The organism is Streptomyces sp. NPDC058221 (genome assembly GCF_042882365.1).
In the GTDB taxonomy this organism is placed as follows: Bacteria; Actinomycetota; Actinomycetes; order Streptomycetales; family Streptomycetaceae; genus Streptomyces.
This window is the reverse complement of the sequence record NZ_JBHVWF010000080.1, coordinates 1-26,126: the sequence shown is the minus strand read 5'-3', so window position 1 is coordinate 26,126 and position 26,126 is coordinate 1. Positions and strand designations below refer to the sequence as shown.

At 72.2% G+C, this 26,126-nt stretch carries 24 protein-coding genes; 12 read left to right on the top strand and 12 right to left on the bottom strand.

Translation table 11 applies throughout. The features are described 5' to 3' along the window. Positions 1-35: 35 nt before the first annotated feature. The gene (locus ACFVW8_RS23905; RefSeq protein WP_389693207.1) at positions 36-1,229 is read right to left on the bottom strand and encodes a 3-hydroxybenzoate 6-monooxygenase; all 1,194 of its coding nucleotides are present in this window, start codon (positions 1,227-1,229) and stop codon (positions 36-38) included. Positions 1,230-1,349: 120 nt separating this feature from the next. Beyond that, positions 1,350-2,810, bottom strand: a complete 1,461-nt coding sequence (locus ACFVW8_RS23900; protein ID WP_389693205.1) for an MFS transporter — start codon at positions 2,808-2,810, stop codon at positions 1,350-1,352. Positions 2,811-2,886: 76 nt separating this feature from the next. Between ACFVW8_RS23900 and ACFVW8_RS23895 the strand changes: the two genes are divergently transcribed. Next, entirely contained in the window at positions 2,887-3,480 is a 594-nt protein-coding gene (locus ACFVW8_RS23895) for a CGNR zinc finger domain-containing protein (RefSeq protein ID WP_389693203.1), read from the top strand. A 29-nt stretch (positions 3,481-3,509) separates the two neighbouring features. Here the strand turns inward: ACFVW8_RS23895 and ACFVW8_RS23890 are convergent, their stop codons facing one another. From ACFVW8_RS23890 to ACFVW8_RS23855, 8 genes are all read right to left on the bottom strand, one after another. After that, positions 3,510-4,655: an acyl-CoA dehydrogenase family protein gene (locus tag ACFVW8_RS23890; RefSeq protein ID WP_389693201.1), complete on the bottom strand. Its 1,146-nt coding sequence runs from the start codon at positions 4,653-4,655 to the stop codon at positions 3,510-3,512. Positions 4,656-4,691: 36 nt separating this feature from the next. After that, the gene (locus tag ACFVW8_RS23885; RefSeq protein WP_389693199.1) at positions 4,692-6,359 is read right to left on the bottom strand and encodes an AMP-binding protein; all 1,668 of its coding nucleotides are present in this window, start codon (positions 6,357-6,359) and stop codon (positions 4,692-4,694) included. Continuing rightward, positions 6,356-7,330 (bottom strand): transketolase family protein, encoded by a 975-nt coding sequence (locus tag ACFVW8_RS23880; protein ID WP_389693197.1) that lies wholly within the window; start codon positions 7,328-7,330, stop codon positions 6,356-6,358. Before ACFVW8_RS23880 ends, ACFVW8_RS23885 begins: the two co-directional genes overlap by 4 nt. Then, the gene (locus tag ACFVW8_RS23875; protein WP_389693195.1) at positions 7,327-8,247 is read right to left on the bottom strand and encodes a transketolase; all 921 of its coding nucleotides are present in this window, start codon (positions 8,245-8,247) and stop codon (positions 7,327-7,329) included. Before ACFVW8_RS23875 ends, ACFVW8_RS23880 begins: the two co-directional genes overlap by 4 nt. Positions 8,248-8,325: 78 nt before the next feature. Beyond that, on the bottom strand, positions 8,326-9,351 hold the full coding sequence (gene argC / locus ACFVW8_RS23870; RefSeq protein ID WP_389693193.1) for an N-acetyl-gamma-glutamyl-phosphate reductase: 1,026 nt from the start codon (positions 9,349-9,351) through the stop codon (positions 8,326-8,328). After that, complete coding sequence (locus ACFVW8_RS23865) at positions 9,348-10,211, bottom strand: RimK family alpha-L-glutamate ligase (RefSeq protein WP_389693191.1); 864 nt, start codon at positions 10,209-10,211, stop codon at positions 9,348-9,350. Before ACFVW8_RS23865 ends, argC begins: the two co-directional genes overlap by 4 nt. Before the next feature lie 39 nt (positions 10,212-10,250). Beyond that, a complete protein-coding gene (locus ACFVW8_RS23860; protein ID WP_389693189.1) occupies positions 10,251-10,433 on the bottom strand; it encodes a lysine biosynthesis protein LysW in 183 nt (60 codons plus the stop codon). Positions 10,434-10,586: 153 nt separating this feature from the next. Beyond that, a complete protein-coding gene (locus ACFVW8_RS23855) occupies positions 10,587-11,543 on the bottom strand; it encodes a LysR family transcriptional regulator (protein ID WP_389693187.1) in 957 nt (318 codons plus the stop codon). Between the two features lie 267 nt (positions 11,544-11,810). On the opposite strand from ACFVW8_RS23855, the gene ACFVW8_RS23850 reads away from it, so the two are divergent. The 11 genes from ACFVW8_RS23850 (at position 11,811) to ACFVW8_RS23800 (ending at position 24,920) form a co-directional block, all read left to right on the top strand. Beyond that, a complete protein-coding gene (locus tag ACFVW8_RS23850) occupies positions 11,811-12,701 on the top strand; it encodes a family 3 encapsulin nanocompartment shell protein (RefSeq protein WP_389693185.1) in 891 nt (296 codons plus the stop codon). Between the two features lie 86 nt (positions 12,702-12,787). Then, positions 12,788-13,867 carry a sulfotransferase gene (locus tag ACFVW8_RS23845; protein ID WP_389693183.1) on the top strand — a complete coding sequence of 360 codons (1,080 nt, stop codon included), beginning with the start codon at positions 12,788-12,790 and terminating at the stop codon, positions 13,865-13,867. Continuing rightward, a complete protein-coding gene (locus tag ACFVW8_RS23840; RefSeq protein WP_389693181.1) occupies positions 13,864-14,634 on the top strand; it encodes an SDR family NAD(P)-dependent oxidoreductase in 771 nt (256 codons plus the stop codon). Before ACFVW8_RS23845 ends, ACFVW8_RS23840 begins: the two co-directional genes overlap by 4 nt. 93 nt (positions 14,635-14,727) lie before the next feature. After that, positions 14,728-16,584 carry a M20/M25/M40 family metallo-hydrolase gene (locus ACFVW8_RS23835; RefSeq protein WP_389693179.1) on the top strand — a complete coding sequence of 619 codons (1,857 nt, stop codon included), beginning with the start codon at positions 14,728-14,730 and terminating at the stop codon, positions 16,582-16,584. Positions 16,585-16,622: 38 nt separating this feature from the next. Continuing rightward, complete coding sequence (gene cysC, locus ACFVW8_RS23830; RefSeq protein WP_389693225.1) at positions 16,623-17,201, top strand: adenylyl-sulfate kinase; 579 nt, start codon at positions 16,623-16,625, stop codon at positions 17,199-17,201. Continuing rightward, positions 17,198-18,139 carry a sulfate adenylyltransferase subunit CysD gene (gene cysD, locus ACFVW8_RS23825; RefSeq protein WP_389693177.1) on the top strand — a complete coding sequence of 314 codons (942 nt, stop codon included), beginning with the start codon at positions 17,198-17,200 and terminating at the stop codon, positions 18,137-18,139. Before cysC ends, cysD begins: the two co-directional genes overlap by 4 nt. Before the next feature lie 2 nt (positions 18,140-18,141). Further along, on the top strand, positions 18,142-19,428 hold the full coding sequence (locus ACFVW8_RS23820; RefSeq protein ID WP_389693175.1) for a sulfate adenylyltransferase subunit 1: 1,287 nt from the start codon (positions 18,142-18,144) through the stop codon (positions 19,426-19,428). A 125-nt stretch (positions 19,429-19,553) separates the two neighbouring features. Further along, positions 19,554-19,703, top strand: coding sequence for a hypothetical protein (locus ACFVW8_RS23815; protein WP_389693173.1), 150 nt, complete (start codon positions 19,554-19,556; stop codon positions 19,701-19,703). A gap of 65 nt (positions 19,704-19,768) precedes the next feature. Then, the gene (locus ACFVW8_RS23810; RefSeq protein WP_389693171.1) at positions 19,769-22,039 is read left to right on the top strand and encodes a TOMM precursor leader peptide-binding protein; all 2,271 of its coding nucleotides are present in this window, start codon (positions 19,769-19,771) and stop codon (positions 22,037-22,039) included. A 40-nt stretch (positions 22,040-22,079) separates the two neighbouring features. Then, a complete protein-coding gene (locus ACFVW8_RS23805; RefSeq protein ID WP_389693169.1) occupies positions 22,080-23,564 on the top strand; it encodes a SagB family peptide dehydrogenase in 1,485 nt (494 codons plus the stop codon). 138 nt (positions 23,565-23,702) lie between these two features. Next, positions 23,703-24,920, top strand: a complete 1,218-nt coding sequence (locus tag ACFVW8_RS23800) for a histidine kinase (RefSeq protein WP_389693167.1) — start codon at positions 23,703-23,705, stop codon at positions 24,918-24,920. Here the strand turns inward: ACFVW8_RS23800 and ACFVW8_RS23795 are convergent. Beyond that, complete coding sequence (locus tag ACFVW8_RS23795; RefSeq protein WP_389693165.1) at positions 24,862-25,467, bottom strand: DNA-binding response regulator; 606 nt, start codon at positions 25,465-25,467, stop codon at positions 24,862-24,864. The two genes, ACFVW8_RS23800 and ACFVW8_RS23795, sit on opposite strands and share 59 nt — an antisense overlap. Before the next feature lie 105 nt (positions 25,468-25,572). Next, positions 25,573-26,126, bottom strand: a 554-nt coding sequence (locus tag ACFVW8_RS23790; protein ID WP_389693163.1) for a zinc-binding dehydrogenase, incomplete at its 5' end; no start/stop codon positions are given.

The window sequence follows — 26,126 nt, the reverse complement described above, 5'->3', positions numbered from 1 at the left end:
GCCTTCCGGTTTCCGTGCGCGCGCCGGACGCGCGCTCAGGCTGCGTGTGCCACATCGTGCGACAGGTCGGTGGCGCCGTGCAGCCACTCCACCATGTCGTGCAGGTCCCCGGCGGAGTACCCGGCGAGCATCGTGTTGCGCGCCGCGGCCCGGTCGCCGGCCGGGTGGTACAGCTCGCTGCCCATCCAGCGGGCGGCGAGGGTGGTGCGCGCGGTGCGCTCCCGGCGGACGGCGTTGTAGTGATTCAGCCGCCGCGGTACGTCGTCGGCCTCGCAGCGCAGCAGGGAGCCGAGCACCACCGCGTCCTCCAGGGCCATGCAGGCGCCCTGGGCCGCGTACTGCAGCATCGGGTGCGCGGCGTCCCCGGCCAGGGCCACCCGGCCGTCCACCCAGTTCGCCACCGGGTCCCGGTCGCAGAGCACCCAGATCCGCCAGTCGCGCCCCAGTTCCAGCAACTCCCGTGCCGATTCGGCGAGTTCCCCGAACTCCGACAGGACGTGGGCGCGAGTGGCGGGGGCTCCGGTGATCTCCTGGCGGGCGTTGTCGTCGCGGGTGGCGGCGAGGTTGAGGTAGGCGCCCCGGCTGATCGGATAGTGCACGAAGTGCCGGCCGGGGCCCGCCCACAGCGTCACGGCCCGGGTCCTGAGCCGCTCGGGGACCTCGGACATCGGGATCACGGAGCGGTAGATGGTGTGGCCCGATACCCGTGGCGGTCCGTCACCGACCAACTGCCCGCGCACGGCGGAGCGCAGCCCGTCGGCGCCGATGAGCACCTGCGCCGGGAAGCGGTCGCCGGTGGCCGTCACCGCCGTGACCTGCCCGCCGGACTGCCGGTAGCCGGTCACCCGTTGCCCCCCGAGTAGCGTCACCCCGGCCCGCCGGCAGCCTTCGAACAGCGCCCGGTGCAGGTCCGCCCGGTGCACCACCGCATACGGGTTGCCGAACCTGGCCCGGTACTCCTCGTCCAGCGGCATGGCCGCGATCCGCGCCCCGGAGGTGCCGTCCATGAAGCGGAGTTCGTCGATGAAGTCGGCGCGGGCGGCCACCTCGGCACCTACGCCCAGGGAGTCGAGGGCGTGGAATGCGTTGGGGGCCAGCTGGATTCCCGCCCCGATCTCGCTGAATTCGGGCCGGCTCTCCAGAACGGTCACCCGGTGCCCGCTCCGGGCCTGGCCGAGTGCGGTGGCGAGACCGCCGATGCCACCGCCTGCGACGAGTATGTGAGTCATGGCTCGTTCCTGGTCCTCTCCGCGTGCGTATGCCGAACGGTGGGGCGGCCGGCCCCCCGGGGGGCGGGGGCCGGCCGCTTGGGGAAGGCGCTCCCGGAAGGGGTGCGGGGGCGCCGTGGACTACTTGGCGACCGAAGGCGTGGCCGGAGCGCCGACGCCGCCCGTGGACTTGGCCGGAGCTGCGGTCTGCGGCTGCGCCGCACGGGCCACCGCCGTACCCCGCAGGCCGAGGACGGAGACGGCGATGATGGCGACGGAGAGCGCGGTGGTGAACCAGAAGGCGGCCTGGAAACCGCCGATCGGGATGGCCCGGACGGCGCCGTGCGCCATACCGGCGAGCGCCACACCGAGGGCGAGGCAGAGGCCGACGCCCAGCTGGCGGCTGGAGTTGTACAGACCGGAGGCGAGACCCATCTGCGGCCCCTCGACCCCGCTGGTCGCCGCGACGGCCGTGGTGATCATCATGACCGTCACGCCGAGACCGAGCAGAACACCGCCGGGCAGCACGACCAGCAGGTAGGAACTCCCGGCCGTGACCTGGGCCAGCAGTGCCGAACCAGCCGTCAGGAGCACCCCGCCGATGGTGAGGGTGTTCCGCGCGCCGAGCCTCTCGGTAAGCCGGATCACCGGCACGCTCGCCATGAAGACCACGAACGCCTGCGGGAAGAAGGCGAGTCCGGTCTTGACCGAGGAGTAGCCGAGCACCTGCTGCAGGTACAGGGTGATGAAGAAGGTCGACACGGACATCACGCCGCCCGACAGGAAGGCGATGCCGTTGCCGGAGGACAGGCTGCGGTTACGGAAGACCGACAGCGGCACGAGCGGTGCGCCGACCCGGGTCTGCACGGCCAGGAAGGCGGCCAGCAGCGCGACGCCGGCGGCCAGGGCGACGATGACCGGCGTCGAGCCCCAGCCCTTGTCGGATGCGGCGGTCAGTCCGTAGCTGAAGGCGCACATCGCCGAGGTGACGAGGATGGCGCCGGGCACGTCGAGCCGGGTCGCGCGGGTGGCGTGGTGGTCGGCGACGAGGCGCTTGGCTGCCAGGGCGACCAGGACGATGCCGACGGGGAGGTTGACCAGCATCACCGCGCGCCAGCTGATGTACTCGGTGAGCAGGCCACCGGCCGCCACACCGCCGGAGAAGCCGGCGGAGGAGACGGCGCCGAAGACGCCCATCGCCTTCACCCGCTCCTTGCCCTCCGGGAATCCGGCGGCGATCAGCGCGAGTACGGCGGGGGAGACCGCGGCGGCCGAGAGGCCCTGCAGCGCGCGGGCGGCGATCAGGACGAACGGCGCGTTGGCGAGGCCGCCGACCAGCGAGGCCAGAGTGAAGACGGCGAGGCCGATCACGAACAGCCGCTTGCGGCCGATGACATCGCCGGCCCGGCCGCCGAGCAGCAGGAATCCGCCGTAGAACAGCGCGTAGGCGCCGACGACCCACTGCAGTCCGCTGTCGGTGAAGCCGAGGTCGCTCTGCATGCCGCCGAGGGCGACGTTCACGATGGCGAAATCGAGGGCGAGCATGAACTGTGCGGCGCACAGCAGGAGGAGCGGCGGTCGGGCGCCGGTATTGCTGGACATGGGAATCCTTCCGTGGGGGTGGGGAGACGGGAGAGTGGGATACCGGTCAACGTGAATGGCCGGTAGTGTCTGCTGGATGACCGGAAAATCACGGGCGGTACGGCAGCCGGGCGACCGCGAGGTGGCCCCCGGCCGGCTCGCCCTGGTGCAGTCGTTCGTCAACAGCGTCAATGTGGAGTTCGGGCCGGACGAGTTCGCCACGGCCGGGGGGCTCGCGCGCTGGATGGAGGCGAGCGGCGGGCTCCGGGAAACCGGTGAGGTCACCGAGTCCGACCGCAGGACCGCGGTCGAGCTGCGCGAAGCCCTGCGCGCCCTGCTCCGGGAGAACAACGGCGGCGAACCCGCGCCGGCGGCCCGCGCCGCCGTCGAACGCATCGCCGGCGACAGCCCGCTGGTCCTCGCCTTCGGCACCGACGGCCTGCCCGGGCTGCGTCCCGGCCGCAGCGGAGTGGCGGGCCTGCTCGGCCAGGTCCTCGGCATCGTCGTCGAGGCGGCCCGGGACGGCACCTGGCAGCGGCTGAAGTGCTGCCACGACCACCGCTGCGAGTGGGCCTTCTACGACCGGGCGCGCAACCGCTCCGGCCGCTGGTGCTCCATGGCGGTGTGCGGCACCCGCTCCAAGATGCAGGTCTACCGGGAGGGACTGAAAACAGCGGCCCCGGCCGGCTGACCGGTGGAGCGTGCCGCACCGCCGGGCGCTCACGGCGCGTTCTCCTTGCCCAGCAGGAGCCGGGCCACGGTGAGCTTGGTCGCCGCGGCGGTGCCGTCCGCGAGCTGCAGACCGATGACGTCCCGCAGCCGCTGGGCGACCGGACCGTCCTCGCTCCAGCCCTGGTGCCCCATGGTCAGCAGCGCCTGGTGGGTGGCTTCGACCGCAGCCTTGGGCGCCCACCACTTGGCCATGTTCGACGGGATACGGGGATCCTCGCCGCGGTCCGCCAGGCACAGCGCCTCGTAGGAGACCAGGCGTGCCGCGTGCAGCAGGGTGGTGTGCTCCACCAGCGGGAACGACACCGACTGGAACTGCCCGATCGTCCGGCCGAAAGCGGTCCGCCGGGTGGCGTGTGCGTACGCCTCGTCCAGAGCGGCACTGCCGACCGCGATCGCCATCAGCGCGATCAGCGCCCGGGAGACTCCGAAGCCGCGCATCACCGCGGCGAAGCCGCCGCCCGTCTCGCCCACCAGGTCCGCCGGTCCGACCCGCAGACCGTCGAAGACCAGCCGTCCCCGGCCGCCGGCCTTGCAGCCGAGATCGGTCAGCTGCTCGCGGTGCACCCGCTCGTCGTCCAGCGCCGTGTAGAAGGCGCTGATCCCGCGGGCGCCCGCCCCGCCGGTGCGGGCGAACACCAGCGCGTGGGTGGCATGAGCGGCGATCATGATCGAGGTCTTCTCACCGGTGAGCAGCCAGCCGTCGCCGTCCGGCTGCGCGTGCAGCTGGATGCCGGCCGCGTCCGTCCCGTGGTCGGGCTCGGTCAGCGCGAGGGCGACCAGGGACTCACCGCGGGCGATCGGCGGCAGCCAGGCCGCCAGCTGGCCGGGCTCACCGTTGTCGGCGAGTACCCCGCCGATGAGCGCGGCGTTGAGCACCGGGAAGCACACCGAGAGGTCGGCCGCCGCCAGCTGCTCCAGCGCGATGCCCGCGCTGACGGCGCTGAGGCCGAGGCCGCCGTACTGCTCGGGGATGCGCAGCGCGAACAGGTCCGCGGCACTCAGGTCCGCGAACAGTCCGGCGCGGTAGGTGCTGGCGCGGTCCTGCTCCCGGCGGTGCGGGGCGATCTTCTCGGCGGCGAACTCGGCGACTCTCTTGGCCAGTTCGTTCTCGGAAGGGGCGAAGGTGAAATCCATGGAGCTGTGCTTCCTTCTCTCGGATCTCCGGGGTCCTCAGGTCTGCAGGAGCTCGCGCAGAGCGAACTTCTGGATCTTTCCGGAGGGGGTGCGCGGCAGCTCGGGGAGCTGTTCCACCCGTTCCGGCCAGTACGTCTTCGTCATGCCGAGCCCGGCCAGGTGATCGCGCAGGGCGGCAAGCCCCAGGCCGGGGTCGGTGGTCACCAGGAAGGCGCAGGAACGCTCGCCGAGCCGCGGGTCCGGGTAGCCCACCACCGCGACGTCCTTGACGGCGGGGTGGCGCAGCAGGGCGCCCTCCACCTCGACCACGGGTATGTTCTCGGCGCCGCGCACGATCATGTCCTTGAGCCGGCCCGCTATGCGCACTCCGCCGTGGCCGTCGTCCCGGGCGAGGTCGCCGGTGTCGAACCAGCCGTCGGCGGTGACCGAGGCTTCGTACACCTCCTGGCGACGGAAGTAGCCCAGGCACTGTGCGGAGCCGCGCACCTGGAGCCGGCCGGTCTCGCCGGGCCGCACCGGGCTGCCGTCCCGGGCGGAGATCCGCACCTCCATGCCGGGTACCGCGGTGCCGTCGCTCTCGGCCGCCCGCAGCGGCGGCTGGCCGGGACGGGTGACCGTGACACAGCCGTTCTCGGTCATGCCCCACAGCGCGTAGACCCGGCAGCCGAGCACCTCGTCGGCGTCCTCCACGAGCGTCGGGGCTATCGGCGCGCTGCCGGTGGCGAAGCTCCGCAGCGCCGAGAGGTCGTGCGGTGTCCCGCGCTGGGCGTCGATCAGGTCGGAGAGGAAGGTGGGCGCACCCATGAAGAAGGTCACCCGCTGCTCCTGGAGGATGCGCAGCATCTGTGCCGCGTCCCACCTGTCCACCTGGACCGCGGTTGCACCCAGCAGCAGCGGCATGACGAAGTTCCAGGTGAAACCGGCCTGATGGGTGGTGGGCGAGCCCATCGCGGTGACCTCGTCACCGCCCAGGCCGAGGGTCGCGGCCTGGGCCAGATTCATCGAGTACAGGGTGTTGTGACTGTGCACCACCCCCTTGGGCTCGCCCGTGGTGCCGGAGGTGAACATGATCTGGGCGGCGTCGTCGGGCCCGGCCTCCAGCCCGTCGAGCGCGGCGAGCAGTTCCGGCTCGGGCTCGGGGGCGTAGAGGTCGGCGGTGAAGTCGAGGGCATCGCCCGGGTGTCCGGCGCCCCCGTCCCCACCCAGCATCACCCGGTGACGCAGGGTGGGCACGGCACGGGCCACCTCGGCGCTCATCCGGTCGTAGGAGAAGCCGCGCACCTCGGCGGCGCCGATGTAGACCGGGCTGGCGGTGAGCCGGGTCATGAACTCCACCTCGCGGCGGCGCATGGTCGGCACCACGGGGCCGGCGACCGCGCCGATCCGGGCCGAGGCGAGGCAGAGCGCCACCAGTTCCCAGGAGTTGGGCAGTTGCAGGGTCACCACCTCGCCCGGCCGCACCCCGAGCCTGAGGAGTCCGACCGCGAGCCGGTCCACCCGGCGGGCGAGTTCGGCGTAGCCGACGGTCTGCGCCTCGGCACCGGAGTAGCAGACCAGGGCGGCCTTGCCGGGGCTGAGAGCGGCCCAGCGGCGCAGGTCGTGCAGTACGGTCTCGTCCCGCCACCAGCCCGCCGCGCGGTAGGCGGCGGCCGGACCGGCGGCGCCGGGCTCCAGCACGGCGCCGTGCTGCCGTGTCGTGCTCATCGGGTGCCTCCCTGAGACGTGCTGAGTGTGCGGCGGGCCCGCTCCGCGACGGACTCGGCGCAGATACCGCCCTGTTCGAGCAGCAGCCGCTGACTGCCGGCCACCGGGACGAAGGCGTCCGGCATCGCGATCCGGTGGACCTGGACCGGCCGCACCGCGCTGAGTTCCTCGGCGACCGCGGAGCCGAACCCGCCGGCCCCCCAGTGCTCCTCCACGGTGATCAGCGCCTGCTGGTCGCCCAGGGCGTCGAGCAGCGCCGGGGTGTCCAGAGGCTTGACGGTGTGCAGATGCAGCACACTCGCCGAGATGCCGTCCCGTTCGAGGATTCCGGCCGCTTCCAGGGCCGCCAGGACCGGGTAGGGACCGCAGGCGGCCAGCGTGATGTCCGTCCCGCGGCGCAGGATCTGGGCCTTGCCCAGCTGCGGCGGCCCGGCCGCCGGCAGGGCAGGGGTGGCGGCCCGGCCGAGACGGAAGTAGACGGGCCCGTCCAGAGCCAGCGCCTGGCGCAGGAGTTCCTCGGTCTGGGCCGCGTCACCGGGCACCACCACGGTCATGTTGGGCAGGACGCGGAGCGTCGCCAGGTCCTCCAGGGCGTGATGGGTGGGGCCCAGGTGGCCGGCCGACACTCCCGAGTGGGTCGCGGCTATCAGCACCGGCAGGTTCCCGAGCGCGATGTCCAGCTTCACGGCCTCCAGGGCCCGGGAGGAGGCGAACGCCGCCATGGTGTTGACCAGCGGAATGCGTCCCTCGCGGGCGAGACCGGCGGCCGCGCCCACCAGGGTGTGCTCGGCAATGCCGATGTTGACGTAGCGCTCCGCACCGGTGCCGAAGTCGACGCCGCCGAACAGTCCGGTGTCGCTGTCGAGGACGACCAGCCTTTCCTGTACGGGCAGGAGCGCGGCGACCGCGTCGCGGTAGACCTCGCGGGCCGAGCGGGACTCCGCGGGCGGGGCCGCGGTGACCGTGCTCATCGCCTGGCTCCCGAATCCGCGCGCAGCGCCTTGAGGAGCTGCTGCTCCTGGCGCCGTCCGAGCCGGGCGAAGTGGCTGCGCGCCTGACCCTCGATCGGAGCGACGCCCTTGCCCTTGACGGTGTGCGCGATCAGTACGGTGGGCCGGTCCGTGTCGTTCGCCGGGGCCAGCGCGGCCGTGAGGGCGTCGACGTCGTGGCCGTCCGCCTCCAGGACGCGCCAGCCGAAGGCGCGCCAGCGGTCGGCCAGTGGTTCGAGTGCGCCGACCGTCTCGGTGGACCCGCTGATCTGCAGTCCGTTGCGGTCCACGATCGCGGTCAGGCCGCCGAGCCGGTGGGCGGCGGCGACCGATGCGGCCTCCCACACCGAGCCCTCCTGGAGTTCGCCGTCGCCCATCACCACGAAGCAGCGGCGGGCGGTCCGGTCGAGCCGGTGGGCGAGTGCGTAGCCGACGCCCACGGCCAGACCATGGCCCAGGGAGCCGGAGGGCATCTCCACCCCGGGGATCCCGGGGTGCGGATGGGCCGTGAAGTGGCTGCCGGGACGGGCGTAGCCGGCGAGCTCCTCGGCCGGGAAGTACCCGGCCTCGCAGAGCGTCGCGAACAGGCCGATGCCGCCGTGTCCCTTGCTCAGCAGCAGCACGTCGCGATCGGGGAGCCCCGGGAAGCGGGGGTCGTGGCGCAGCACCCTGAAATAGAGGACGGACAGGATCTCCACGAGCGACATCGAGCCGCCCAGATGGCCGCCCTCGGGGGTCGCGCACATCGTCACGATGCGCTCCCTGATCCGGGTGGTGATCTCGGACAGATCGTCTCCCCGGAGTGGGACACCGGCCCCGTACGGGCCGACGGGGGCGGAGCGGTCGGCGGTCGTTCCGTCCGGCGGCGGGGTGCCGTACAGCAGTGGCGTGCTGCTCATGCGTGGTCCTTTCGGGAGGCGCGGTCGGCCGGTTCGAAGGGCTGATCCGGCGGAGGGCGTCCGGCTGTGTGGTGCGGGTCAGTTGGGATGGAGGCCGGTGAATTCCAGTCCGCGCTCCTCCGGTTCGCCGAAGCGCACGTTCATGCACTGCACGGCGTTGCCCGCGCCGCCCTTGACGAGGTTGTCCAGGGCCGCGATCACGGTGACGGTGGAGGCACCCCGGTCCAGGGCGAAGCCGACATCGCAGAAGTTGGATCCGGAGAGGATCTTGGCGTCCGGGAACCGGTGCATCCCGCGGCGGGCGGCGACGACCCGGACGAAGGGCTCGGCGGAGTAGCGGGACCGGTAGGCGGCCCGGATGGTGCGCTCGTCCACGCCGTCGGCCAGCGCGGCCCGGCAGAGCAGCTGCACTCCGCGGACCGCCTCGATGCCGGTGGCCGTCATCCGGACGGTGTGCCGCGTCGCCTGGGCGATCTCGGCCTCGTGCCGGTGCCGGGTCGGCGCGAACACCCGCAGTGCGCCGCTCCGTTCGGCATGCAGATTCTCCGAGCCGGCCTTGGCGCCGGAGCCGCTGGAGCCGGTCCGGGCGTCCACCGTGATGTCGCCGCGGATCAGCCCTGCTTCGGCCAGCGGGGACAGTGAGAGGATGCCCGCGGTGGCCATGCAGCCGGGCACGGAGATCCTGTCGGCGGTTCTGAGCTCCGCGCGGTGGAACTCGGGGATCCCCTGAGTGAAGGTGGGAAGCAGCTCCGGAGCCTCGTGCGGGGTGCCGTAGTAGTCCTCGTAGGCGGCGGTGTCCCGCAGCCTGAAGTCACCCGAGAGATCGATGACGACGTCCGCCGCTGCCAGGTGCTCCGGCATCCGCTGCATGGTCTCGCGGTGCGGTGTGGCGAGGAACAGCACGTTGCAGTGCCCGAGTTGGTCCTCGGAGGAGAAGGTGAGCCGGGTGCGGCCGCGCAGATTGGGGTGGACGCTGTCGACCGGCCGTCCGCGCAGGGTGCGCGACGTGGCCCGGACGACGTCCACCTGTGGATGGCTGATCAGCAGGCGCAGCAGTTCACCGCCGATGTAGCCCGCCGCGCCCACGACGGCTGCCCGGATCATGCCTGTGCCTCCTTGATCAGCAGCTCCGCCATGGACTGCGCCACGTCGATGTCCGTTCCGTGGCTCTGTTGCAGCCCCCGGAACTCCACCCGGTCGTTGACTTCGAGTACGGTCAGCCGGCCGTCCGGGTCCTGCAGCAGGTCCACGCCGGCGATCTGCGCCCCGACGGTGCCGGCCGCGCTCACGGCGAGCCCGGTGAGGTCGGAGTCGAGCGGGCAGCGTTCGCTGACCGCGCCGCGGGCGACGTTCGTGCGCCACTGGTCGCTTCTGCGGTACGTGGCTCCGACGGCCCGTCCGCCCACCACCAGGACCCGGATGTCGCGGTCGGGCTTGGGGACTTCGCGCTGTACGTAGACGATGTGCGACTGCGGGGACGGCATGGCGGCCAGGTGTTCCAGTACCGCCGCTGCCATCTCGGGGCCGGTGACCCGGGTCACCAGGCGCCCCCACGACCCCACGAGCGGCTTGAGCACGGCCGGGTAGCCGAACTCCTCCAGGGCTTCGAGCGCCGCTTCCGGGGTCAGCGCGAGGGTGGTCTCGGGCGTCGGCAGCCCCTGGGCGACCAGCGCGGCCGAGGTCTGCCACTTGTCACCGCACACGGCCGCGGCGGCGGCGCTGTTGAGCACCCTCACGCCGGCCGATTCCAGTGCGGACGCCGCGTACAGCGCCCGGTAGTGGCCGATCTCCCGGTTGAGCACGGCCTGCGGTCCGGGCCGGGGGACGCCCGCCCGGACCGACAGCGAGCGCGGGTCGATCTGTTCGCAAGCGACGCCACGCCTCTCCAGCGCCGTCAGGATGGCCTTCTCCTCGAAGCGGACCCGCGATGCGAGGACACCGAGCCGCAGTGTCGCGGAACTCATCGTCTTTCTCTCCCTTCCCTTGTTCGCAGCCGGCTCTTCCTATTCGCCCCAGTCCTCCTCGACCTCGGGAGCGAGCGCCAGCCGCGGCGGCTCGACCGATTCGATCTCCAGCTCGGTGCGGCATTCGGGGCACTCGACGATTTCGCCTATTCGGGCGTCGCTCTCCCAGGGGACCTCGGCGTCGCATTCGAGGCATTCGGTGGCGGTCAGTGTCTGCGGCATGGCATTTTCCTCGTCTGTAGAATCTTCTGAACGGTGATCCCGGCCGACTGTATCCCCGGATTTCTTTGTTCCGAGTGCGCCTTCATGAACGGTCCGAATGGAATCGAATCCGGCTGCTTATGCGGCACAGAATTCCGTGAAGGGTGAACGTGCTCAGGCCGGGGAGCCGGTGAGCGCGGCCGGCCCGGCGGTGAGCGCCGCACCGGCGGTGGCGTCCGTGTGCCCGTCCGGAGCGCCGGTGACCAGCGGATAGCCCTGCAGCGCCCGCCGGAACGCCTTCTCCGCGATCCTGGCGAAGCCCTCGGGGGTGGCGCCGGGCGTCAGCGCGAGCGTCACCGGCAGCGGGTCCGGCGGCGCCGGAAGGTCGGGTCGCGCGGCCGGGGTCAGCCCCCACAGCTCATCGCTGTTCTCGACCAGGCAGGTCATCCCGAGACCCGCCTTGGCGGCCGAACGCAGACCGATCAGCTCGGGCCCCTCATAGGCGATCCGCCAGCGGACGCCCGCGTCGTCCAGGACCTCCCCGACCCGGCCGCGCAGCGTGCACGGGTCGGGGAACAGTGCCAGCGGCAGGACATCCCGCTCGCCGATGGCGGGCCGGCCGAACCAGGCCATCCGCATCCGGCCGAGCTCCACGTCCTGGGTGCCCGGTGCGAGGGGGCCGGCCTGCAGCAGCAGCGCCACGTCGAGCTGGCCGGTGCTGAGCTGCTGCGCCAGCGCCTCGCTCCCGCCGGTCCTGACCCGGAGCTGGACCTGGGGCAGCCCCCGGTTCATCAGCCGCAGGAACTCGGGCAGTACCTCGGCGAGCTGGCTGGTCACCCCGACCGAGAGGAGCGTGTGACCGGCCTCGGGCACGAACCGGCCCACGGCCTCGTCGTTCAGCGTCACCATGCGGCGGGCGTATGCGAGCAGTTCCTCACCCTGCGGGCTGAGCCGCATCTCCCGCCCGGTGGAGGCGAAGACCGGCCCCTTGATGAAGCCGCTCAGCTGGCGGATCTGCTGGCTCACCGCGGGCTGGGTGATGTGGAGGGCCTCCGCGGCCCGCCGGAATCCGCCGTGCTCGACCACGGCCACCAACGCTCTCAGGCGATTTATCTGCAAGTCGTGACGCATTCTCCCACCCCGTCCACTGGTCGTTCCGATCGACATTCGGTGAAGCTGCACCCACCCTAGAGTCGGCCGGTTTCGTGCCGCCACGGCGCTGGTCACGGTATGTGTATGAAATTTTCATGCCCGGCGTATGCGAGTCTCCTGAACGGAGGATCACCGCGACTTATTCAGCTCATAATAAACGGCAGCCAGATATTTCCCTGAAATGCGCGAGGGCGTCCTAATGTCGATGCAAGTCAAGGTCACTCCGGAGTTATACAGGGAGAAATTATGCTGGCAGCCACCGCTTCTTCGGCAGTAACGCAGGGCGTCCAGATCCAGCTCGCCGACCCGGGCCTCGCCGAGCGGTCGCCCGGCGAGGAGTTCGCCTGGTCGGTACGCGGAACCGGCGCCGGAGAGGACCGCGTGGTCCCTTTCCGCGCCCATCTCCCGGCCGTGTTCCCGCTGTTCGCCACCCGCCCCCGCTATGCCGTACGGCACCTGCTGAAGACGGCGTCGGTCGCCGACGCGCCGGTGCCCTTCGTACACGAGCCGGCCGCCGCCCACGCCGCCTCGGGCACGTCGTACGCGAGCACCCCGGAAGGGTCCTTCACCTCCCGTGTCGAGCGCGCCGAGCTCACCGATCTGAAGGTGCGGGTGCCGCTGCCGGCCGGGCTGCTCGACGAGCCGGCGCTGCTCGCCTCCTTCATCGACTACCGGGTCCTGGTCCGGCTGTCGGTGGTGGAGAACCAGACCCTGCTGCACGGCAGTGACGACAAGGCCGTCACCGGTCTGCTCGACCTGCCCGGCATACGCACGGGCAGCCTCGGCGACGACGTGTACGCGTCCATCACCGAGGCGGCGGCTGAGGTGGAGGAGACCGGCGGCTCCTGCGACGGCATCGTCGTGCACCCCTTCACCTACTGGGAGCTCGTCCGGGCCGGCGTGCTCGGTCAGCTCGGAGCGGCCGGCATCACCGTCTCGCGCACCAGGATGATCCCGCGTGGCCAGGTGCTGCTCGGCGACTTCCGGGCAGCCGCCACCCTCCTGGTGCCGGGGGTCGCCTCGCTGACGCTGCTCCGTGGCCAGGGGCCGGACGGGACCGATGTCGTCGAGGCGAGCAGCCGGATCGGGTTCGCCATCCACCTCCCGCAGCACTTCCTGCTGCTGACCAGCGACTGAGCCGTGCGAGGCCTCCGACCGATCCACACCTGCGCCGGGGCGAGCCGGGCCCAGGCGTCCGACAGCCGACGAACGGATTCCCCAGCATGACCGGTACCCCTGCCCGCGTCCTCTACATCACCGGATGGATGCGCAGCGGCAGCACCCTGCTCGGCAATGTCCTCAACGAGCTCCCCGACGTCCGCCACATCGGCGAGCTGCACTTCCTGTGGAAGAACGGCGTGCTGGGCACCGGCACCAACTCCACCTGCGGCTGCGGTCAGCCGCTCACCGAGTGCCCCGTGTGGGCCGAGGGCCTCGCGGCACTTCCCGCCGGGGCCGGGGCCCACCGGGTCCCGGAGCTCCAGCGGCGGCTGATGCGCACCCGGCACACACGTGCCCGGCTGGCCGAGGCGCTCGGCGAGCGGTCCGCGGCGGCCGGTGTCGCCCAGCTGGTCGACGGGTCGGCCGCCGTCTACCGGCGGCTGGCGGCGCACGGAGCCGGCCGGCTGGTGGTGGACGGTTCCAAGTGCCCGGCGGAGGCGGCGGCGCTGCTCGGCCGCGACGACCTCGACGTCCGGGTGCTGCACATCGTGCGGGACCCGCGGGCCACCGCTCTCTCCTACAGCACCGCCAAGGAGTACATCGACCCGATGTCCCCGGCCCGCTCCAGCGGGTACTGGACGGCGTTCAACCTGGCCTCCGAGCTCGTCGGCAGGGCGGCCGGGGAGCGGTATCTGCGGATCAGGCACGAAGACCTCTGTGCCCGGCCCCGGGAGCTGGTGGCCGAGGTGATGCGCTTCGCGGGCCTGGACGACGAGTCGCCGGTCGGTGAGGACGGCTGCATCCCGCTCGGCGTCAACCACACCGTCACCGGCAACCCGGACCGGCTGCGGCGCGGGGTGACCAGGATCCGTCCCGACGACCGCTGGCGCATCGCCCTGCCCGCCGCCGCGATCGCGGCGGCCACCGGCCCGGCACTGCCCCTCCTGGCGCGGTACGGATACCCGTTGGTGCCCACCCGTCCCGGTGGCGGCTCCGGGACACCCGGGCAGGGGCCGGCCGCACAAGCGCCCCGCAACGGGCGGTCCGGGTCCTCCGGAGCCGTGCCGTCCCGGACCGCGGCCCGGGAGGCCCGCCCGGACGAGCCGCTGTTCCGGCCGCTGTGGCCGGGTGAGATCCGGTGAACCTGGGACTGGCCGGCCGGGCGGCGCTGGTGGCGGCCTCCAGCAGCGGCATCGGGCTCGCCGTGGCCAAGGTGCTCGCCGCCGAAGGCGCCGATGTGTCGATCTGCGGCCGCGACCCCGGCCGGCTGGCGGCCGCCCACGAGGAGCTGGACGCCTCGGGCACCGGCCGGGTGCTGAGCCGGGTGGTGGACCTGCGCGACGAGGAGGCCGCCGCCGGCTGGGTGCGGCACACCGCCGCGGCGTTCGGCGCCCTGCACGTAGTGGTCACCAACTCCGGAGGGGTGCCCTTCGGTCCGGTCGAGGACTTCGAGGTGGCCCAGTACCGGGAGGCGGTGAACGACAACCTGCTGCCGCACATCGCGCTGTCGCTGGCCGCCGCGCCCCATCTGAGCCGTTCCGGCTGGGGCCGGATCGTCATGATCACATCCGAGTCGGTACGCCAGCCCCATCCGGGCAGCGGGCTCTCCTCGGTGGCCAGGCTCGGCGTCCTCGGCTTCGCCAAGGGGCTCGTCGAGGCCCTGGGCCCGTCCGGAGTGACGGTCAACGTCCTGGCACCCGGCTTCCACCGCACCCCGATCCTCGACATCCAGTACGGCGACCAGGTCGAGGAGCGGCTCGCCGAGGTCGCGGCCGGTCTGCCGCTCGGCCGGATCGGCAGGGCCGAGGATCTCGGAGCCCTGGTGGCCTTCCTCGCCAGTGAACAGGCCGCGTTCGTCACCGGCAGCGTGCTGGTGGCGGACGGCGGCAACACCCGCGGCATCGGCTGACCCACCCGCACCCAACGCGGCACCACCGGCTCCGCCACCCGACGTGGCACGCCCGGTCCCGTCATCCGCCCCTGCATCCGAAGGAGTTCGCACATGGCAGCCCTGGGGGAAGTCGCCGGCTCGCACAAGGCCGCGCTCTACGTGGTCAAGCTGGGCAGCGCGACACTGTCGCACAGCAGCGTCTTCGACGAACTGCTCGACCTGCGCCGCCGCGGCGCCCGGCTGCTCGTCGTCGCCGGCGGAGCCGCCGGCATCGCCGAGCACTACCGGCGCACCGGGCGCGAGATGCGCACGCTCGTCTCCCGCGGCGGCGATGAGATCCGCTACTGCCCGCCCGAGGAGATGCGGCATATCGTCGCCGCGTACGAAGAGGTGACCCTGCCCCTGGTGGAGCGGGAGTTCACCCGCCGGGGCCTGTCGGTCCTCGCGGCCACGGCCCGCGGCGGCTCGCTGGTGACGGCGACCGTCAACGGGCCTCTGCGGGTGCGGGACAACGGCCGCACCAGGCTGGTCCGCGACCACCGGGCCGGCTCCGTCGCCGCCGTGGACGTCCCACGGATCAACGCACTGCTCGACGCCTTCGACGTGGTCTGTCTCTCCCCGCCGGTCGCCGACGCGGAGGGCGGTACGCCGCTCAACGTGGACGCCGACGTCCTCGCGGCGAAGCTGGCCCGCGCCCTGAACGCCGACCACCTGCGCCTGGTGACCGGGACCGCCGGCCTGCTCGCCGACCCCGCGGACCCAACCAGCACCCTGCGCCACCTCGGCGAGGGGGAGGGCGGCCCGTACGCCAAGGGCCGGATGCGACAGAAGGTCAGGGCGGCCGAGATCGCCATGAGCGGCCCCTTCGACACAGCCATCACCGGACCGCACACGGTGTCCACGACGGCGTCCACCCGGTTCTGGGGAGCCACCGCACCGGCCCCCGACCTCACCCTGCTCTCCCGCGCGGTGCAGCTGTCCTCCGTCTCCCGCGACGAACGCGAGCTCGCCTCCTTCCTGGCCGAATGGTGCGAGGACAAGGGGCTCAAGAGCGAGATCGACGCCGCCGGGAACCTGGTGGCCACCAAGGGGGCGGGGGACCGGCGGCTGTTGATGCTCGGCCACCTGGACACCGTGCCCCACCGCTGGCCGGTCCGCTGGGACGACGAGGTGCTCTCCGGCCGCGGCTCGGTCGACGCCAAGGCGAGCCTGGTGACCTTCCTGCAGACCCTGGCCGACTACGAGCCGCCCGAGGGCGTCGAGCTGCGGGTGGTCGGAGCGGTGGAGGAGGAGGTCACCGCAGCCGGTGCCTTCCACGCCCGCGACGCCTACCCGGCCGATGCGGTGATCGTGGGAGAGCCCAGCGGCGCGGCCGCACTCACCCTCGGCTACTACGGCCTGATCAAGGTCCGGCTGCACACCCGCGAATGCGTCGGGCACACCGCCGGCGAGGGCGTCCGCACGGCCGGCGACCGACTGGTGGAGGCGCTCACCGCCGTGCGTACCGCGGTCGCCGAGACCGCCCCCGACGCGCTCACCGCGACCTTGGGGGTACGCGCCCTGAACCAGGGCGATGTACAGGCCGGGGAGGCCGTGGTCGATGTCCGGCTCCCGCCCGGCCACGAGGTGGACGCGCTGCTTGAAGCGGTGCGGGCCGCAGTCTCGGAACCCGTCCGGACCGAAGTGCTGCGGGCCACCCCCGGGGTGACGACGCCGCGCACCAGCCCGCTCGTCAGGGCATTCCAACGGGCCTTCCGAGCGGAGGAGTTGAGGCCCCGCTATCTGCTGAAGAAGGGCAGTAGCGATATGAACACCCTGGCCACCACGTGGCACGGCGTCCCCATGGTCGCCTACGGCCCCGGTGACGCGAGCCTGGACCACACACCCGCTGAACACCTGCACGCGGCCGAATTCCGGCAGGCCCAGCGCTTGCTGACGGCCGCCGTCCGAGAATGGAGCACGATGTGACCCTGCTGACGACAGCCCCCGCCACCGGCCGCACCGCCGTGGACCCCGGCCCCGAGGAGCCGGTCCCTCCCCCCTGCACGTGCTACCCCGGATCGACCGTCTGGCTGACCGGACTGCCCAGTTCGGGCAAGACCAGCATCGCCCGCGCCGTCGCCGGACTGCTGGCCCGCGACGGCCGCCGGGCCGAGGTCCTGGACGGCGACGAACTGCGCCGCACACTCTCGGCCGGCCTCGGCTTCTCGCGTGCGGACCGGCACCGCAACGTGGAGCGGATCGGTCACGCCGCCCAGGTCCTCGCCCGTAATGGCATCACCGTCCTGGTCCCGGTCATCGCGCCGTACGCCGACTCGCGCGAACTGGTGCGCGCCCTGCACCGGGAGCGCCGCACCGCGTTCCTGGAAGTCCATGTCGCGGCTCCGGTGGACGTCTGCGCCACCCGCGACGTCAAGGGGCTCTACGCCCGCCGGGCCGCCGGCGAGATCAGCGGTCTGACCGGTGTGGACGACCCGTACGAGGAGCCCCTGGCCCCCGACCTGAGGATCGAATCGCACACGGAGCCGGTGGACAGGTCGGCGGCCTCGGTCCTCGCCCTGCTCGCCGAGAGGGGGCTGGCATGACCGCGCTGACCACCGGCCGCGCGCCCGCGCCGGCCCCGCAGCCCTACGCCCTGTCACACCTCGACACGCTCGAGGCGGAGTCCCTGCACATCTTCCGTGAGGTCGCGGGGGAGTTCGAGCGGCCGGTGATCCTCTTCTCCGGCGGCAAGGACTCCATCGTCATGCTGCATCTGGCGGTCAAGGCCTTCGCGCCGGCCCCCGTGCCCTTCGCACTGCTGCACGTCGACACCGGCCACAACTTCCCCGAGGTCCTCGACCACCGCGACCGCACCGTGGCCCGGTACCGGCTGAGGCTGCACGTGGCGCGCGTCGAGGACTTCATCGCCGACGGCCGGCTGCGCGAGCGCCCGGACGGTGTCCGCAACCCGCTGCAGACCGTCCCGCTGCTCGACGCCATCTCCACGCAGCGCTACGACGCGGTGTTCGGCGGCGGCCGGCGCGACGAGGAGAAGGCCCGCGCCAAGGAGCGGGTCTTCTCCCTGCGCGACGCGTTCGGCGCCTGGGACCCGCGCCGCCAGCGCCCCGAGCTGTGGTCCCTGTACAACGGCAGGCACGCACCGGGGGAACACGTCAGGGTCTTCCCGATCTCCAACTGGACCGAGCTCGACGTCTGGCAGTACATCCGCCGCGAGGGCATCGAACTGCCCGCGATCTACTACGCCCACCGGCGCGAGGTCTTCGCCCGCGACGGCATGTGGCTGGCCCCCGGGGAATGGGGCGGGCCCCGTGGCGACGAGCGTGTCCAGCTCAAGCAGGTCCGCTACCGCACCGTCGGGGACATGTCCTGCACCGGGGCCGTGGAGTCGACGGCCGACACCGTGGACGCCGTGATCACCGAGATCGCCGCCTCCCGCCTCACCGAGCGCGGCGCCACCCGCGCGGACGACAAGCTCTCCGAGGCCGCCATGGAAGACCGCAAGAGGGAGGGCTATTTCTAGCCATGGACATCACCGGAACGAACGCCGGAACGCTGCGGTTCGCGACCGCCGGCTCAGTGGACGACGGAAAATCCACCCTGGTCGGCCGGCTTCTGCACGACTCCAAGTCGGTCCTCGCCGACCAGCTGGACGCGGTCGCGCACGTGTCCCGCAACAGGGGCCAGGAGGCGCCGGACCTGGCGCTGCTGACCGACGGGCTGCGGGCCGAGCGCGAACAGGGCATCACCATCGACGTCGCCTACCGCTACTTCGCCACCGCGAGGCGCCGCTTCATCCTCGCCGACACCCCGGGCCATGTGCAGTACACCCGCAACATGGTCACCGGCGCCTCCACCGCCGACCTCGCCCTGATCCTCGTCGACGCCCGCTACGGGATCGTGGAGCAGACCCGCCGCCATCTCGCCGTGTCCGCGCTCCTGCGCATCCCCCGGCTGGTCCTCGTCGTCAACAAGATGGACCTGGTCGGCTGCTCGGAAGAGGTCTTCGCGGCCACGGCCGCCGAGTTCGCCGCGTGCGCCGCAGCGCTCGACGTCCGCCACGTGACCGCGATCCCGGTCTCGGCACTCGACGGCGACAACGTCGTCCGCCCCTCGGACCGCATGGACTGGTACGCCGGACCCACCGTCCTGGAGCATCTGGAGACGGTGCCCACCGGAGCCGACCCGCGCAGCGAACCGGCCCGGCTCCCGGTTCAGTACGTCATCCGGCCGCGCTCCGCGGAACACCCCGACTACCGGGGCTACGCGGGCCAGCTCACCTCGGGAGTGCTGCGGGTCGGCGACCCGGTCACCGTGCTCCCGTCCGGGCGGGGCAGCGTCATCGAGGCCATCGACACTCCGGCGGGGGCGGCCCCGGCCGCGTGGGCGCCGCAGTCGGTGACGGTACGGCTCGCGGACGACATCGACATCGCCCGCGGCGACCTCCTGGCCCCGGCCGCCGCCGCGCCCCGCATCACCCGGCGGGTACGGGGAACCGTCTGCCATCTGACCGACCGGCCGCTGCGGGCCGGTCAGCGGGTGCTTCTCAGACACACCACCCGTACCGTCCGGGCGGTGGTCGAGGAGATCGGCTCCCGGCTCGACCTGCACGACCTCACCGAACGCCCGGGGCCGGGCGCACTCGAAGCCAACGACATCGGCCGGATCGTGGTGCGTACCGCCGAACCCCTCGCTCTGGACGGCTACGCCGAGCTGCGGCGTACCGGTTCCTTCCTGCTCATCGACCCGGACGACGGCAGCACGCTGACCGCGGGCATGGCCCTCGCCCCCGACGCGGCCCAGGAGGTGTGAATCCTGCCGCCGGCCACCATGAGAACTTCATGCCGAGCCGGTGACACCGGCACTGTCGGCCCTTCCTCCGCGGCGGAAGACTTCTTCTCGACGGAACGCACACCGACTGTCCAGGAAGGGCCGACATGAACTTCACCGCCGCCACCAACGTTTCCGCCGCCACCGAGACCTCCGCGGTGGACGGACTGGTCATCGAGGACTTCGCCCGGCTGGCCGACGAGCCGTTCCAGCCCGGCACCTGCATCTGCTGGTCGGTGACCCACGCCGCGGAGTGACCCGGGCGGGACGACCCGACGAGCAGTGGCCGGCAGCAGATCGCAGAGGACTGGGGGGAACGGACATGGTGAACACGGAGCGCGCCACACCGGGACTGGCCTTCAAGCAGCACCTGACCGTCGAGGCGGTGCCGGGCGAAGGGGTGTTCCTGGTGTCCGAGCGTGGCGTGACCGTGCTGCGCGGCGCCGGCGTCATGGCTCTCGCCCCCCTGCTGGACGGCACCCGCGGCCTGGACCAGCTGGCCGACGAGGCGCCCGCCGGGCTCTCCCCGGCGCAGGTGCGGGAGACCGTCGGCCGGCTCCTGGACTCCGGTCTGCTGGCTCACCGGGAGGCCGAGGCCGGCAGCCGCCCGGACGAGGCGTTCTGGGAACTGGCCGGTATGGACGGCCGGACGGCGACCAGCCGGACCGCGGGTGCCACGGTCGCGGTGGCCGGGGTCGGCCCGCAGTCGTGCGCGGCTGTCTCCGAGATGACGGCCGCGCTCGCCGCCGACGGCCTGCGGCCGCACCGGCCGGGCGAGGACCCGGAGCCCCCGGCGTTCGCCGTGGTGATCTGTGACAACTACCTCCACCCCGAGCTCGCCGCCCTGGACGCCCGGTACCGCGCCGCCGGGACGCCCTGGCTGCTCGTCCGGCTGGTCGGAGACCAGCCTTGGATCGGACCCGTTCTCACTCCGGACAGGGGCCCTTGCTGGCACTGCCTGGCCGAGCCGCTGCGCCGCAACCGTCCCGCCGAGACGTATCTGGGGCGGACCCTCGGACGCCCCGTCGACACCCCGCCGTCGGGCCTCGTGGCCGGCCGTACCGCCGGGCTGCACCTGGCCTGCCTGGAGGCCGTCAAATGGCTGGCAGGCCAGCGTCACTCCGGCCAGGGCGCGCTGTGGACCCTCGACCCGCTGACCCTGACGGGCCGGCACCATCCGGTACGCCGCAGACCCCAGTGCCCGGCCTGCGGCGATCCGGACCTGATGGGGCGGCAGGTCACAGCGCCCTTCGAGCCCGTCTGCCGGACCAAGACCGGCACCGGCACCGGCGAGCGGTCGCTGACCACGCAGGAGATGCTGGACCGGTATGGGCACCTCGTCGACGCACTGACAGGAGTGGTCAAGGAGATCCGCCGCGACACCCGCGGGCCCGACTTCCTCAACTGCTTCCACTCCGGGCACAATCCGGCCGCCGCACCCACCGGCCTGGCCGCCGTCCGCAGCGGGCTGCGCAGCCACAGCTCCGGCAAGGGAGCCACCGAGGCCCAGGCGACGGTCAGCGCGCTCTGCGAGGCGGTCGAGCGGCACAGCGGCTACTTCCAGGGGGACGAGCCCACCGTGCGGGCCTCCTACCGCGAGGTCGCCGACCGCGCCGTGCACCCGGACACCGTCCAGCTCTTCCACCCCCGCCAGTACGAGGACCGTGCGCGGTGGAACGCCGAACACAGTGCCGCGCACCGGATCTGCGAGCCCTTCGACGAAGGCGCCCCGGTCGACTGGACCCCCGTGTGGTCCCTGTCCGAGGGCCGGCAGCGGCTGGTTCCCACCGCGATGCTCTACTACGACGCCCCCGGGGACAGCCGCCCCTTCGCCGCCACCTCCAACGGTTCGGCGGCCGGAAGTTCACGCGAGGACGCCGTCGTCCAGGGCTTCCTGGAACTGGTCGAGCGCGACGCGGTGGCCCTGTGGTGGTACAACCGCACCCGGCAGCCCGGGGTGGATCTGGACGCCTTCGCCGACCCCTGGATCCGGCAGACCCTCGACGGGCACCGCGAACTCGGCCGGCAGCTCTGGGTGCTCGACCTCACCAGTGACCTCGGCGTCCCGGTGTTCGCCGCGCTCTCGCGGCGGACCGACAGGCCGGCCCAGGACATCGCTCTCGGATTCGGCGCGCACTTCGACCCCCGCATCGCCCTGCGCCGGGCGGTGGCCGAGCTCAACCAGATGCTGCCGCCGGTCGTACAGGCCGACGCCACCGGATACAGCTGCGACGACCCCGCCGCGCTGTCCTGGTGGCAGACGGCCACCGTCGAGAATCAGCCGTATCTGTTGCCCAGCACCACCGGAGACGCCCGCACCCCCGCGCACTTCCCCTACACTCCGCGCGCCGACTTGGCCGAGGACGTGGCCGAGGCCGACCGGCTGGCCCGCTCCCTCGGCAGCGAACTCCTGGTGCTCGACCAGACCCGCGCGGACACCGGTCTCCCGGTGGTCAAGGTCCTGGTCCCGGGACTGCGCCCGTTCTGGACGCGGTTCGGCCCGGGCCGCCTCTACGACGTGCCGGTCCGGCTGGGCCGCCGCGCCACTCCGGTCCGCTACGAGGATCTCAACCCGATCCCGCTCTTCCTGTGACGTCCCCACCCCCGTCGCACCGTCCCCCCGAGGCCCTGTCATGAACTCCGCCGCTCAGTCCGTCTCACCCCCGTCGCACCTCATCCCGCTGTGGTCATTGCGCGAGGACTGCGGATTCCGGCGCGTACCGGGCGCCGGCCTGGTCAGCACCCCGTACGGAGAGACCAGACTCGACTCGGGCGGGCCCGCGGTCGAGCGGGCGCTGGAGCGGATGACCTATGGCCCCGTCTCGCTCGACAACGTGCTGCCGGGGTTCACCGACGGCACCGCGGCGGCCGAACACGGCACCGAATACGACGCGTTCCGGGCCGTGCTCGAAGCGCTCCAGCACGTGGTCGTGCGCACGCTCGCCCTCGCGGACGGCACGCACCACCTGACCGTGGTGCCCATGGCCTCGCGGGCACGGTTCACGCCCGTGCGGCCCGCTCCGGAGACCGTGCACCGCCTCTCCCGCTTCGCGACCCTGCGGGCAGGGGACGGCGACGAGGGGTGGCTGATGGAGTCACCGCTGTCCGCGCACCGGGTGCTTCTGCACACCCCGCAGGCCGGGCTGCTGCTCAGCTGTTACACGCGGCCCACGCGGATGCGCGATATGGCCGAGCTGCTCGGCTGGCCTCCGGCTGAAGCGGCCCTCGCGGTCGGCTATCTGGAGAGCGCCGGAATGCTGGTGCGCGGGACCCCCGGGAGCGAGGGCGTGGACGTCACCTTCGCCGAGGACCAGGACGCCTCGCTGGAGCACTGGTCGCCGCGGGAACTGCTCGTCCACCAGCGCAGCAGGCCCGGTGCGCACGACGAGGAGGTGGGCGGCGTCGCAGGGTCCGCCGGCACACACGACCGGCCGGCCGGCCACACCGGACACGGCCGGGCCATCGCCCTGCCGCGGCTCGCCCCCGGCCCGGCGGCCGAGCGTGATCCCAGCCTCAGTGAGGTGCTGGCGGCCAGGCGTTCGGTGCGCCCGGACGACGTACGGCCCCTGTCCCTGGCCCAGTTGGGCGAACTCCTGCACCGGTCGGCAGGGGTCGGCCCGTCCGGGCGGCGGCCCTACCCGAGCCTCGGCTCGCGCTACCCGTTGGAGCTCTACCTCGTCGTGTCCGGCGGCGGGGACGTGCTGCGCGGGGTGTACCACTACGACCCGCACGACCATGTGCTGCTGCCCCTGGACACCGGGCCGGAGCAGGTGGACGGCCTGCTCGCCGAGGCCAGGACGCACGCCGGCATCAGCCAGGAGCCCCCGGTGCTGATCACCATGACCGCCCGCTACGACCGGGCTGCCGCCGCCTACCGGGGTACGGCCTACACCGCGCTGCTCAAGGAGGTGGGAGCGCTCCAGCAGACGCTGTACCTGGTGGCCACGGCCATGGGCCTCGGCCCGTGCGCGCTGGCCTTCGGCGACACCGAGACGGCGGCCCTCGCATTCGGACTCGACTGGCGGGCGGAGCCGGGAGTCGGCGAGTTCGTGGTGTCTGCATTTCCGGCCCCTCCGCTCGGGGAACCCGGCGGGACATCCATGGAGCAACCCGTGTGAACCGGGTTCTGTGGGCGCGAAGTCGGTGGTTTTCCGCCAGTCCACCGAGTGCCGACCTATGCTGCACCCCTGAGCGAAATCGCATTCGAGTGGGGGTTACTTATGCGATGGTCCCGCCCATGGTCCACAGCTGTACCGGTGCACTCGAGACCCGTCAGCAACGATGAACTGGCTCCGAGGCTGGCCGCCGTCATCACCACCGTGGTCATTCTCTGCTTCCTCGGCGTAGCCCTCACCTACGCGGTGGGCAGCGGGCTGGGGGCGCTGGGGCTCGCCGGGTTCGGTGCCCTGATGCTGTTCCTGTTCTGCCTTCAGCTCTGCCATTCGTTCCCCGCCCGGATACCCCGGGTCGCCGACCGGTACAGGCTCACCCTGAGCATCCAGACGGTCGTCACCTTCGTCCCGTTCAGCTTCTTCGGTGCCGCCTGGCTCGGTATGCCCGGGTTCCTCGCCGCCTCCTGCCTGCTGCGGCTGCGACCGAAGCCGGCCTGGATCGCCTTCGCCCTGATCGTCGCCGCGACCGGGGGAGTGCAGTTCGGCGTCGGATACGGGGCGGAGGACCTCGCGTACAACACCGTGGCCACCGTGATCACCGGCCTCGTACTGTACGGGCTGAGCCGTCTGTCCGGTCTCATCAACGAGGTGCAGTCCGCCCGTGACGAACTGGTCCGCATGACGCTCGCCCAGGAGCGGGTGCGGTTCGCCCGCGACCTGCACGACCTGCTCGGCTTCAGCCTCTCCTCCATCACCCTCAAATGCGAACTCGTGCACCGCCTGGTCAGGCTCGATCCGGAACGCGCGGAGACCGAGATCACCGAGATCGTGCAGGCGTCCCGGCAGGCACTCAGAGAAGTCCGCTCGGTGGCCGGAAGTTATCTACGGGTGACCCTGGACCGCGAAGTCCCGGCCGCTGCATCGCTGTTGCGTGCGGTCGGCATCCACGTCGAGGTGCGGGTGGCGGTGGGTTCGGTGACACCGTCGGTGGACCTGGTCCTGGCCACCGTGCTGCGCGAAGGCGTCACCAATGTGTTGCGCCACAGCAAGGCCCAGCACTGTGTGATCGAGGCGGCCGCCGACAAGGACACCGGAACGGTGCGCCTCTCCCTCGTCAACGACGGCCTCAGGGATATACGGGCCGCGCACTTCGCCGAGGTGCCCGGCGCCTCCGGGGGGAACGGCCTGAGCAGCCTCGCGGCACGGGCCGCGGCGCTCGGCGGCAGGCTCGAATCCGGTGAACGCCCCGACGGCTGTTTCGAGCTGGCCGTGGCCCTGTCCGCGCTGGCCGGCGGGGACGGGCCTACAGCCACTGGGACTCCCGGGCGATCCGAACCGCATCCATCCGGTTCCGGGCATTGAGCTTGGTCACGACCGACGTCAGGTAATTGCGCACGGTGCCCGCGGACAGGAAGAGTTTGCGGGCGATCGCCGGTACGTCCTCGCCCTGGGCGGCAAGCCTCAGCACTTCCGTCTCCCGCGAACTGAGCGGACTCTCGCCGTTCTGCAGGGCGTTGAGCGCCAGCTCCGGGTCGACCACCCGCCCGCCGGCGGCCACTTCGCGGATCGCCGCGGACAGACGGTCCGGATCGGTGTCCTTGAGCAGGAATCCCGAGGCGTGCGCCGCCAGCGCCCGGCGCAGATTTCCGGGCCGTCCCAGGGTGGTCAGGATGGCGGTCCGGCATTCCGGCAGTTCCTCGTGGAGCCGGGCTGCGGCCTCGATCCCGTCGATCCCCGGCATGTCGATGTCGAGGATGGCCACATCGGGCCGGCAGGCGAGTGCCAGCGGGACCACCTGATCGCCGTTGTCGGTCTCGGCCACGACCTCGATGTCGGGTTCAAGCTCCAGAAGAGAGGCGAGCGCTCTGCGAAGCATGAGCATGTCCTCGGCAAGCAGAACTCTGATCACTGAAGTCCCCCCGGTGTCAGTGTGGTCGTTCCGTACGACTTGGGGAGAACTTTACGCTTGAATGCGAGAGTTGGCGAAGAGTCGGTGGTGACTTCTGGAGACCCTTCACCCCACCGTCAGCACCGCGTTCCCCCGCACCCGTCGCCCCCGTATGTCCTCGATGACCTCGGCGGTGCGGGCCCAGTCGCGCACCGAGCCGATCTCCGGGTGGAGGCGCCCCCCGGCCACCAGCCGGACCAGGGTGGCGAGGTCGGCGGCGTACGTCGTGTCCGCGACGGTGTAGTCGAAGTGGGCGATACGGGCCTGGGCCGGGCCCTTGAAGAAGTCGAAGAAGTCGAGCGTGACCGGGGTGCGGCTCGCCTGGCCGAACCAGACCAGGAGCCCGCCCGGGGCGAGCCGGGCCAGGACGGTGGGCAGGGAGGTGCCGCCCACCGATTCCAGGACGATGTCGTACGGACCGCCGGCCCCGGCGGGTGACGTCACGACGGCGGCCGCGCCCAGGTCCAGCAGCCGGGCGCCGCGCTCCGGCGTCGAGCTGACCGCCGTCACCGCCGCGCCCGAGGACGCCGCCAGCTCGGTGACGTAGTGGCCGACGCCCCCGCTCGCCCCGGTGATCAGCAGCCGCCGGCCGGCCACCGGTCCGGCGGCCCGGAGCAGCC

Bases quoted from the DNA above. Each gene is read 5' to 3' on its own strand.
- ACFVW8_RS23905 (WP_389693207.1), bottom strand. From the start codon at position 1,229: ATGACTCACATACTCGTCGCAGGCGGTGGCATCGGCGGTCTCGCCACC.
- ACFVW8_RS23900 (WP_389693205.1), bottom strand. From the start codon at position 2,810: ATGTCCAGCAATACCGGCGCCCGACCGCCGCTCCTCCTGCTGTGCGCC.
- ACFVW8_RS23895 (WP_389693203.1), top strand. From the start codon at position 2,887: ATGACCGGAAAATCACGGGCGGTACGGCAGCCGGGCGACCGCGAGGTG.
- ACFVW8_RS23890 (WP_389693201.1), bottom strand. From the start codon at position 4,655: ATGGATTTCACCTTCGCCCCTTCCGAGAACGAACTGGCCAAGAGAGTC.
- ACFVW8_RS23885 (WP_389693199.1), bottom strand. From the start codon at position 6,359: ATGAGCACGACACGGCAGCACGGCGCCGTGCTGGAGCCCGGCGCCGCC.
- ACFVW8_RS23880 (WP_389693197.1), bottom strand. From the start codon at position 7,330: ATGAGCACGGTCACCGCGGCCCCGCCCGCGGAGTCCCGCTCGGCCCGC.
- ACFVW8_RS23875 (WP_389693195.1), bottom strand. From the start codon at position 8,247: ATGAGCAGCACGCCACTGCTGTACGGCACCCCGCCGCCGGACGGAACG.
- argC (WP_389693193.1), bottom strand. From the start codon at position 9,351: ATGATCCGGGCAGCCGTCGTGGGCGCGGCGGGCTACATCGGCGGTGAA.
- ACFVW8_RS23865 (WP_389693191.1), bottom strand. From the start codon at position 10,211: ATGAGTTCCGCGACACTGCGGCTCGGTGTCCTCGCATCGCGGGTCCGC.
- ACFVW8_RS23860 (WP_389693189.1), bottom strand. From the start codon at position 10,433: ATGCCGCAGACACTGACCGCCACCGAATGCCTCGAATGCGACGCCGAG.
- ACFVW8_RS23855 (WP_389693187.1), bottom strand. From the start codon at position 11,543: ATGCGTCACGACTTGCAGATAAATCGCCTGAGAGCGTTGGTGGCCGTG.
- ACFVW8_RS23850 (WP_389693185.1), top strand. From the start codon at position 11,811: ATGCTGGCAGCCACCGCTTCTTCGGCAGTAACGCAGGGCGTCCAGATC.
- ACFVW8_RS23845 (WP_389693183.1), top strand. From the start codon at position 12,788: ATGACCGGTACCCCTGCCCGCGTCCTCTACATCACCGGATGGATGCGC.
- ACFVW8_RS23835 (WP_389693179.1), top strand. From the start codon at position 14,728: ATGGCAGCCCTGGGGGAAGTCGCCGGCTCGCACAAGGCCGCGCTCTAC.
- cysD (WP_389693177.1), top strand. From the start codon at position 17,198: ATGACCGCGCTGACCACCGGCCGCGCGCCCGCGCCGGCCCCGCAGCCC.
- ACFVW8_RS23820 (WP_389693175.1), top strand. From the start codon at position 18,142: ATGGACATCACCGGAACGAACGCCGGAACGCTGCGGTTCGCGACCGCC.
- ACFVW8_RS23815 (WP_389693173.1), top strand. From the start codon at position 19,554: ATGAACTTCACCGCCGCCACCAACGTTTCCGCCGCCACCGAGACCTCC.
- ACFVW8_RS23810 (WP_389693171.1), top strand. From the start codon at position 19,769: ATGGTGAACACGGAGCGCGCCACACCGGGACTGGCCTTCAAGCAGCAC.
- ACFVW8_RS23805 (WP_389693169.1), top strand. From the start codon at position 22,080: ATGAACTCCGCCGCTCAGTCCGTCTCACCCCCGTCGCACCTCATCCCG.